The organism is Microcoleus sp. T2B6, assembly GCF_036700475.1.
Lineage (GTDB): Bacteria > Cyanobacteriota > Cyanobacteriia > Cyanobacteriales > Microcoleaceae > Microcoleus.
Genome location: NZ_JAUBOZ010000032.1, coordinates 22,964 through 31,641 on the forward strand (window position 1 = coordinate 22,964; position 8,678 = coordinate 31,641).

The 8,678-nt window shown below is 44.2% G+C and carries 6 protein-coding genes; 5 read left to right on the plus strand and 1 reads right to left on the minus strand.

The window, feature by feature from the left end:
- A complete protein-coding gene (locus QUA00_RS15995) occupies positions 1 to 1,539 on the minus strand; it encodes a SagB/ThcOx family dehydrogenase (RefSeq protein ID WP_333140454.1) in 1,539 nt (512 codons plus the stop codon).
- 223 nt (positions 1,540 to 1,762) lie between these two features.
- Here QUA00_RS15995 and QUA00_RS16000 point away from each other — a divergent pair, with 223 nt between their 5' ends.
- From QUA00_RS16000 to QUA00_RS16020, 5 genes are all read left to right on the plus strand, one after another.
- The gene (locus QUA00_RS16000) at positions 1,763 to 2,284 is read left to right on the plus strand and encodes a pentapeptide repeat-containing protein (protein ID WP_333040082.1); all 522 of its coding nucleotides are present in this window, start codon (positions 1,763 to 1,765) and stop codon (positions 2,282 to 2,284) included.
- Positions 2,285 to 2,808: 524 nt separating this feature from the next.
- Positions 2,809 to 3,141 carry a hypothetical protein gene (locus tag QUA00_RS16005; protein WP_333140456.1) on the plus strand — a complete coding sequence of 111 codons (333 nt, stop codon included), beginning with the start codon at positions 2,809 to 2,811 and terminating at the stop codon, positions 3,139 to 3,141.
- A 34-nt stretch (positions 3,142 to 3,175) separates the two neighbouring features.
- Positions 3,176 to 5,257 carry a dynamin family protein gene (locus tag QUA00_RS16010; RefSeq protein ID WP_333140458.1) on the plus strand — a complete coding sequence of 694 codons (2,082 nt, stop codon included), beginning with the start codon at positions 3,176 to 3,178 and terminating at the stop codon, positions 5,255 to 5,257.
- 221 nt (positions 5,258 to 5,478) lie between these two features.
- Positions 5,479 to 6,756 (plus strand): hypothetical protein, encoded by a 1,278-nt coding sequence (locus QUA00_RS16015; RefSeq protein WP_333140460.1) that lies wholly within the window; start codon positions 5,479 to 5,481, stop codon positions 6,754 to 6,756.
- A gap of 198 nt (positions 6,757 to 6,954) precedes the next feature.
- Entirely contained in the window at positions 6,955 to 8,625 is a 1,671-nt protein-coding gene (locus tag QUA00_RS16020; RefSeq protein ID WP_333410202.1) for a dynamin family protein, read from the plus strand.
- Positions 8,626 to 8,678 lie beyond the last annotated feature (53 nt).

Genomic DNA, 8,678 nt, shown 5'->3' on the forward strand with positions numbered 1-8,678 from the left:
TTACGATCGAGGTCTTCCCAGACTTGTAATATAAAGCACAGCCTCACCCGCAGGAATACCGAGAACGTCATTGACGCGATCGTCAAAAAAGCCCCCGATACCGCTGACACCCAAACGCAGTTGTATAGCTGCTAAATTCAACCGCTGGCCCAAATGACCCGCGTCCATGTGCAAATAGCGGTAAACTCGATCGCCATATTTTGCTACAGCCCTGTTCAAATCCGCCGTGTGAAACAACAGCGCCCCCGCATCTCTGCCCAAGTCTTGCCCCAAACACAAAAAATGCAGTTCCCTGCGGAAATTTTTAAACCTAATTTGCCGCAATTCTTGAGCTTTCGGAGCGTAATAGTAACAGCCTTCTTCTAACCCATGCACTCCCGAAACAGCAATAAAAGTCTCGATCAAACTTAAATCGAAATAGTCTGGATAACCGTCTAATCCTTGGTCAATATAGTGCTGGGGCTGGTAAGTAAAATCGAGCATAGCTAGCAGTTCGCCCAAGCTCAAAGAAGCACCTGTATAAGCACGGGTAGAACGCCTTTTGAGCATAGTGTTTTCTAAAGTTTCCAGGTTCACTCCCCAAGGAATCGAAGGAGTGACCGTCGAAACTTTAGTACAAAATGGAAAGTTGTATTTATCCTCTAATTCCCCTTCACTTTCATCCAGTTTCCAGCCGTCAGATCCGGTAGGGTCTGATTCTAAATGCGTGGCTTTGTGGAGGTATTTTAACAGTTGACCTTCGGAAATTTTTGGGTAATCTGTCGTGGTGTTTCCGGGCAAAGCTGTTTTAAATTTAGGCAAGTTTTGGTCAATATCTAGCAAGTCGGCTAAAGCAACTACACAAATAGCTCCTTCTTGCTCCGAGTCGATGTAGAGTAATTCATTGACAGCTTCGTCGGCGAATCCTCCAATCAGGTGAGGTCGGTAATCGTTGACGGCGCAAGCTAACTCGATATTACTCAATAAATGGCCAGTGTCTAGAAAAATTCGCCGATAAGCTCGGTCTTCGTAACGCCAAGAAGAACGGAAAAAAACAGTGGTAATGGCGATCGCCAATTGGGTATTTTCTAGCGCTGGCGACTGGAAACAAGCTGCTTGCAATGTCGGCCAAACTTGACTGTCCCAAAAATGAACAAGTGAATGAGTTCTGCACTGATAATTGTAGAGTCCGGCCGGCAACTGGGCAGTGCCACGGGAGATTAAATAAACCTCTGCTGGGTAGAGTCCACCCGCCGACGGTGCAGATCGCAAATACAGGTAGCTGTCGTCTACCGTCTGCACTTTCGCCGTCAACCCGTAGCTGCACAGCAACAAGCTAGATAACCGATGCCACCAAGCGGCATCGGGATCGGCATCGGCATCCTCGGAGGGGTCTTTTAGATAAGGCTTGAGGTCAAAATACGCTCCAATTTTATATTCTTTGAAAGGAACAGGTTGCTCTGTCCAATCTAGCTGTTTACTTTTAGCAGCAATGGTTTCAGGGTCGTATTTTGTCCGTTCGTGGTAGTGCTGAGCAATGGAGAGAGGAAGTTCTGGCATATTTCAGTAGAGGATTGGCTTTGGTTTCTCGATCTTGACATTACTAACCGCTTACTGGTTGAGCAAGGCAGAATTTTACAAATATAAAAAAAATCTTAGAAAAAATGCGACTGTTGTTACACAAGCTTAACATAATAAGAGACATAAGTATAAATACGCAGAAAAATAACCATTAATTACTGTTATGGATTGGCTGCAGTAGCTGTCGTCATGAGGAATGAAAATGCAAAAGCTAAGCGCTGAGGAATTGCTTGCTCAGTATGCTGAGGGCCAGCGAAACTTTAACGCCGTTGACTTAAGTGAACATAACTTGTTTCAAGCAGATTTGACAGAAATAAATCTTTCTGGTAGCGTTCTGAGGCGAGCTTATTTGCCCTACGGAAATTTGACTCAAGCCAATCTTTATAAAACTGATTTGCAAGATGCTGAATTGGGCGACATTCAACTTTATCAAGCTAACTTGTCGGAAGCAACTTTATCAAGAGCCAACTTATCAAGAGCAAATTTGCGTCACGCCAATTTGCAAGGTGCTAATTTGCAGAAAGCCAATTTGCAAGGTGCGGATTTGTACAATGCAGATTTGACGAATGCCGATTTGAGATATGCGGATTTAAGCCGAGCTAATTTGGAGAAAGCAAAGTTAAGCAAAGCTCAATTAGCGGGCTGCAACTTATTTCGATCGCGCTTGGTTGATTTGTCGGAAGCCGAGTGCGATCGCACTACTATCGGGCCCGAAGGCTATTGATGATTTGCAGCCGCTAGTCTAGCGCCTAGGGCGATCGGCTTAATTAGTCGTGAAGCGTAGCTAGAGCAATCCTAAATGATTCAGATAAATTTGTAGGGGTAGTGCTAAGAGTGCCTACCACCTATCTATCGGGCAACCGGGCGTGGGATTGCCCCTACAATAATTATGCAAATGATTTAGGATTGCTATATCCCGTAGGGAATCGCCCTTTTTACAATTTCTTAACATTTCTCGACATGGGGGAAAATGTGAGTTACAGTCGTAGAGAACTTATACCAATTTTTTATGAGGCCCCGTAGAATCTGATCCCCCCTAACCAAGAGGGCGGGCACGGGGGCACCGCCCCTACAAAGGGGGGGACAAGATTCTTCTCAAAGTCAACCCATACTCCCCAACGATCAGGGGGAGTAGGGGGTATGCGAGGGGGATCGAGATATGTGAAACTTCACATTAAATTGGTATTATCGCTCCGCAACAGTGACAATAAATAACACATTTGTCCAGCGAAAAACAGGCTAAAATTTATGAATTCTCCTGACAACAAATCCCGAGAACTCCGGCGCAAAGAACAAGAACTGCGGAAGCGAGAACAAGAAATTCGGCTCCGCGAACTAGAAGCCGAAATCGACCGCTCAGTGCCCGAACATCTAACAAGCAAGTACCAAGAACCAGACAGCCAAGTTAACGGCAAACTCAAACAGTGGCGCCGAAAAATTATAGCAGCCGCTCAATTTACAGGCATTGTCATTGCTGTTATCGTTGCAGTTCGCATAGCATCTTGGCTGGCAGCCGCCATGATAGTTGGAGGCATTGCTTGGATCGCTTACAAAATGTTTATTGAAGAAGACAAAATTTAAAAAGCTCAAGCAGGAAACTCTCAGGAAATACCCCATGAACCTTAAAGTAGAAACTAGCAACTTTCTCAACGATTTAGAGCGAGTAGCCGCCGTGCGCCGAGAAATTGCCACTCGCCTCAGCAACATCGCCACAGCCATCAACCAATCAGAATTAGCAGGAGGAGAAGCATCGGGAAAACTCGGTTTAGAAACAGACAACGCCGACATTGATGTCGCCAGTAAAAACTTGCGCCAAGGAGTCTTTCGGCTGCTAGTGCTAGGCGACATGAAACGCGGTAAAAGCACTTTTCTCAATGCGTTAATCGGCGAAAACTTACTGCCCAGCGATGTAAATCCCTGTACAGCTTTGCTGACGATTTTGCGCTACGGTTCGGAAAAAAAAGTCACAGTTTATTTCAATGACGGCAAAAGCCCAAAACAGCTAGATTTTAAAAGTTTTAAACAGAACTACACAATTGACCCCGCTGAGGCAAAACGCTTAGAAGAAGAAAAGAAACCAGCATTTCCAGATATCGATTGCGCCGTAGTAGAATATCCCTTACCTTTGCTGGAAAAAGGCATAGAAATAGTAGACAGTCCCGGACTGAACGATACAGAAGCCCGCAATGAATTATCTCTCGGTTACATCAACAACTGCCACGCTATTTTGTTTGTGCTCAGGGCAACTCAGCCTTGTACAATGGGTGAAAGACGCTATCTAGAAAATTACATCAAAGGTCGCGGATTGAGCATTTTCTTCCTGATAAATGCTTGGGATCAGGTGCGGGAAAGTTTGATTGACCCGGATGATCCTGAAGAATTGGCAGAAGCAGAAGGGAAACTGCGGCGGGTTTTTCAAGCTAATTTGGCTGAATATTGTTTAACAGAAGGCCACGACATTTACGACGAGCGAGTGTTTGCAATTACCTCAATTAAGGCGCTCCGGTTGCGGATGAAAAACCCGGATGCGAATTTGGCAGGAACTGGTTTTCCAGAGTTTATGGCGGCACTGAATACGTTTTTGACGCAGGAAAGGGCGATTTCGGAATTGCGTCCGGCGAGGACTTTGGCGCGTCAAATTTCTGCTCGTGTCCGCGAAGCTGTTGGGCGCAGATTACCATTACTCGATCGCGATGTCAATGAGTTGAAAGAAAAGATTGATTCAGTTGAGCCGGAGTTTAAAAAGCTGACTCAGATTCGCGATGAATTTCAACAAGAAATTAGCGAAGTTAGAGATAGTAAATCGCGGGCGATCGCAGATTCTTTTCGCACCTACGTTCTCAACTTAGAAAATACCTTTGAAACAGATTTCTTACGGTATCAACCGGAACTGAGATTTCTGGATTTCTTCAGCCAAGGCAAGCGAGAAGCTTTTGAAGCATCGCTCAAACGAGCATTCGAGCAGTACATCAATGACAAACTAGCAGCTTGGACTCTCACGGCCGAACAAGAAATGAATTCAGCCTTTTCGCAGCTATCGAAAAGTGCCGCAAATTACGGAGCATCTTACACGAAAGTGACTGAAAAAATTACCGAAAAACTGACGGGACAAAAAATACCAGCAGCAGTCAGCCACTCGAACGAAGATAACTCCCCAGGTTGGGCAAAATGGGCGATGGGATTGTTCTCCTTAACGACCGGAAATCTGGCAGGAGTAGCAATGGCCGGAGCGGGTTTTGATTGGAAAAATATCCTGCTCAACTTAATCACTGTGTTGAGCGTCAGTACGATTCTTGCTAGTTTGACGGGGATTGTTTTGGGGCCGCTGTACTTGGCTTTATTGGGGATGGGTGTTGGGGTTTTGCAAGCAGACGGAGCTCATAAACAGTTGGTGAAAGCGGCGAAAAAAGAGCTAGTGAAATATCTGCCGCAGGTGGCTCAAGAGCAGTGGCAGCCGATTCATGATGCTGTAAAAGAGTGTTTTGATGTTTATGGGCGGGAAGTGGGCGATCGCATGAATGCTGATATTACTTCTCGGAAATCTGAGTTAGATAATTTGCTGGCTCAAAAGGAATCTCGCGAGATTAATTGTCAGGCTGAATCGCAGCGGTTGAAAAAATTGGATGCTGATGTTTCTGCAGAGTCGCAGAGTATTGAATCGCTATATCAATGTTTCCTAGCATCGGCGGGAAGCTAGGCGTGTTTTCAAACTTGAAATTAGCTTAAATTGTAGTTGGGTTTCCTTCCTCAACCCAACCTACAGAATAGTTTGAAAACACGCTCTAATCCCCCAGTCTAATTACCGTTGTTATTGACCCAAGATTGGGAATGATCGCAAGAAAATTGACATGGTGCGGAGCCTGCGGCAGAAGGGGCTTAAGGATGTGGATGAGTAGATGCAGACATTAGGGGGTAAATATGGATAATGATAAAGTTTCACAGAAATTAGAGAGATTAGAAAGAAACTTGAAAAGTATTCAAGCCCTTGAAGACAGCTCTGCCAAAATCAACCGACTTATCAACATGGCTCAACAGTTTGAACTTGTCGATCGCCATGAGAAAGCTCAGGAAATTTATCAGGAAGCCTTAGAACTTACCCAAAACTTTTCGGATAGCTATGATAAGGTTTGTTTGCTACAAAACTTGGGCTTGTGGCAAGAGGCAACCCTAATTAATCAAAAGCTGCTGAACAACAGGCTTAACCAAAATCTGCCAGATGGCCCTGAAAAGATAGATATACTTAAGCAACTAGGTCGTTTTCAAGAGGCGATCGAAATTACTCAAAGATTGACAAATGGCTATACAAAGGCAGCTACCTTAATTGAAATTGCCAATCTCATCCAAGAACCAAATCAGAAAAATTATCTCTGGCAAGAGGCACTTTTGGTTGCCGAAACAATTAAAGATATAGAAGAAAGAGATAGAATATTAGTCCATCTGGTTAAAAAAAAATTAGAGAGGAAGCTCGATCGTTCCCATGAATTATTGCCTGAAGAACTGCTAGGGCATTCAAGAGTTATTGCAGTGATAGAGGAAAAAATTTCAGAAGAGCAATACAAGCAAGCTCTTCAAATTGCTCTAAGAATTGAGCAGATAGAACACAGAAATACTGCATTGTACGATCTGGCTTCTTCTCGATATGATAATAGAGATTGGGGGATCGACCTCATCAATCAACACTATATTGTTACTCCCCCAGATTTTTCTCATAAACAAGTACAAGGAATGCAGTTTAGGCAGAGCAGGTATTCAAATACATTAGCTGCATTTGAAGAGCCACCTTTATCAAATTGCACCGATCGGGAGAAGGTACAAACTGCCTATCGCTTTATTTATCTACCTAGTTTTCACCCCAGCTTAGTCATTCGAGTTTGGGGAGATACACTGAGTACACCTTGCTTGCAGGCTGTTACAAAAGTAGGAAGCAAGGTAGGGAGTGAAGAGCCTTGGATGCTCACAGAAGCAAAATCTTTGGAATTACTGACAGCCATCAATGAGAATAAATTTTGGCCTTCCATTACTTGGGATTTGTCTTGGGGTTTGGATGGATCGAGGTGGGTGTTTGAAGGCTGGAATCAAGGAAAATACAAGTGGTTGGATGCTTGGAGTCCTAATAATGGACCAGCATATCGCCTTGGGAAAGTTTTCTTGTCTCTCTTCCCAGAAAACTTATTAGAACTAACTAGAATTTACTGAACCTCCTACAGGTTCACGAGAATAAGTAATATGAGGCTCGATCGATCGCTTATAATATATGTAGGTTGGGCCCTTGGAACGAACCCTACGCTTCGGTTCGCCCAACAAATCTACAAAACCCAACAAATCTACAAAAAATGTTGGGTTTCACTTCGTTCAACCCAACCTACAGCTAACTAAATGAAATAAAACAACAATATGCAACAACCCGAAATTTATCAATACCTGACCGACAATCTCAAATCAGCACTCGGTATTCTCGAACTGGATAAAAACTCCCAACTGTATCGAGATACTACCTCAATTTGCGACTATCTCGCCAAACCAACTTTTCAAATCGCTGTCTTTGGCCCGTTTAATTACGGTAAGTCAACTTTGCTCAATGCTTTGCTTGGAAATCGTGCTTTGCCGATCGACCTCGTGCCCACTACAGGTGCTGCCATTTATGTCAACTACGGCGAGGAATTGCACGCAAAAATTACCCTGAAAGACGGCACGGAAATTAGCGAACCGGGGACTGATGTTTTGAAACGCTATGCCATCCTTGACGACGCGAGACAAATGCGGGATGATGTGGCCGCCGTTAATGTTTATTGTCCCCATCCATTCCTGCAAACCGGTGTGGAATTGCTGGATTTGCCGGGAACCAATGACCGCGAAGAACAGGATAATTTGGTTCGGGATAAATTGCTAACGGCTGATTTAATTGTGCAGGTTTTAGATGCTCGCAAATTGATGACTTTAGGCGAACGGGAGAACTTGAGAGATTGGTTGAGCGATCGCAACATCAACACAGTCGTCTTTGTTGCCAATTTTCTCAATCTACTCGAACCAGACGACCAAAAACAAGTTTACAATCGGTTGTTGTTTGTTGCCGAAAGTTTTCGCTCCAATTTGCCGAACAATATCAGCAATATCTACCGCGTCGATGCTTTGCCGGCTTTGAGGGCGAGGCTGAAAGGAGATGTGGCGGCCGCCCAAACTACAGGAATTGCCAGCTTTGAATCGGCTTTGCAAAGTATTGTAGCAGATCAACAGGAACAATTAGCAGTTAAGTTGCCCAGAATTGAAGCTATAGCTACTAAAATTTGCCAATCTCTCCGAGCCAAAGCTGAAACTGTCACCGCAGAAATAGCCGCAGGTCAAAAAAAGCACAAAGACAAAATTGAAATTAAACAAAAAGCCGAAAAACTGATATCAAAAGGCTTTCAAGCCAGCGTTTCGGATTTCGAGATTTGGCTTTACCAGCCCACACTTTTGCAGCGGTATCAATCGGAAATGGCGCTGTCGCTCCAGGAAGGGAGTTTTGATGCGTGGAAGCTAAAATTTGAGCGAGAGGTCTTACATCAGCAGCAAACCATCGCAGAATGGGTAAATAAAGCTTGCGAGTTCTTTGATAAAGAACAGCCGATCGCACTTTTGATTTCCTTTCCTCCATCCCCGCAAGTCAGTTTACCGGATCCGCCACCACCTCCAGCTCAAAAGTCGAACGAGGGCGAAGTGGCTCCAGTGGCGATCGCCACCGGCTTAGGTTGGCTATTGGGCGGGCCTGTGGGAGCCGCAGTAGTCGGCGGTGCTAGCTATATTTTGAATAAAAGAACTGGGTATGAAAAGCCGCCTGAATCGTCAGAAGCTTATCTAAATCAAGTAACGGAAATTTGCAGCGAGGCTGCTAAAAACTATCTCGCTCGCTTCAGTACCGATACTTTTTCCATGCTGCAACACTACAAGGAAATCGCCGGAAAAGTTATCTGTTTTCAAGAAAGCAAAGAGCCATTAAATATGAATGTTCAGCAGTACCAGTTACAGTTAGTAAATAATTTAATCGATAACTTAGAAGCACAATTGGAGAGAATAAAACTTATATAATTTGAGATTTTAGATTGGTTTCATGGCACTGTCAAATCATCAAGAACAGGCTT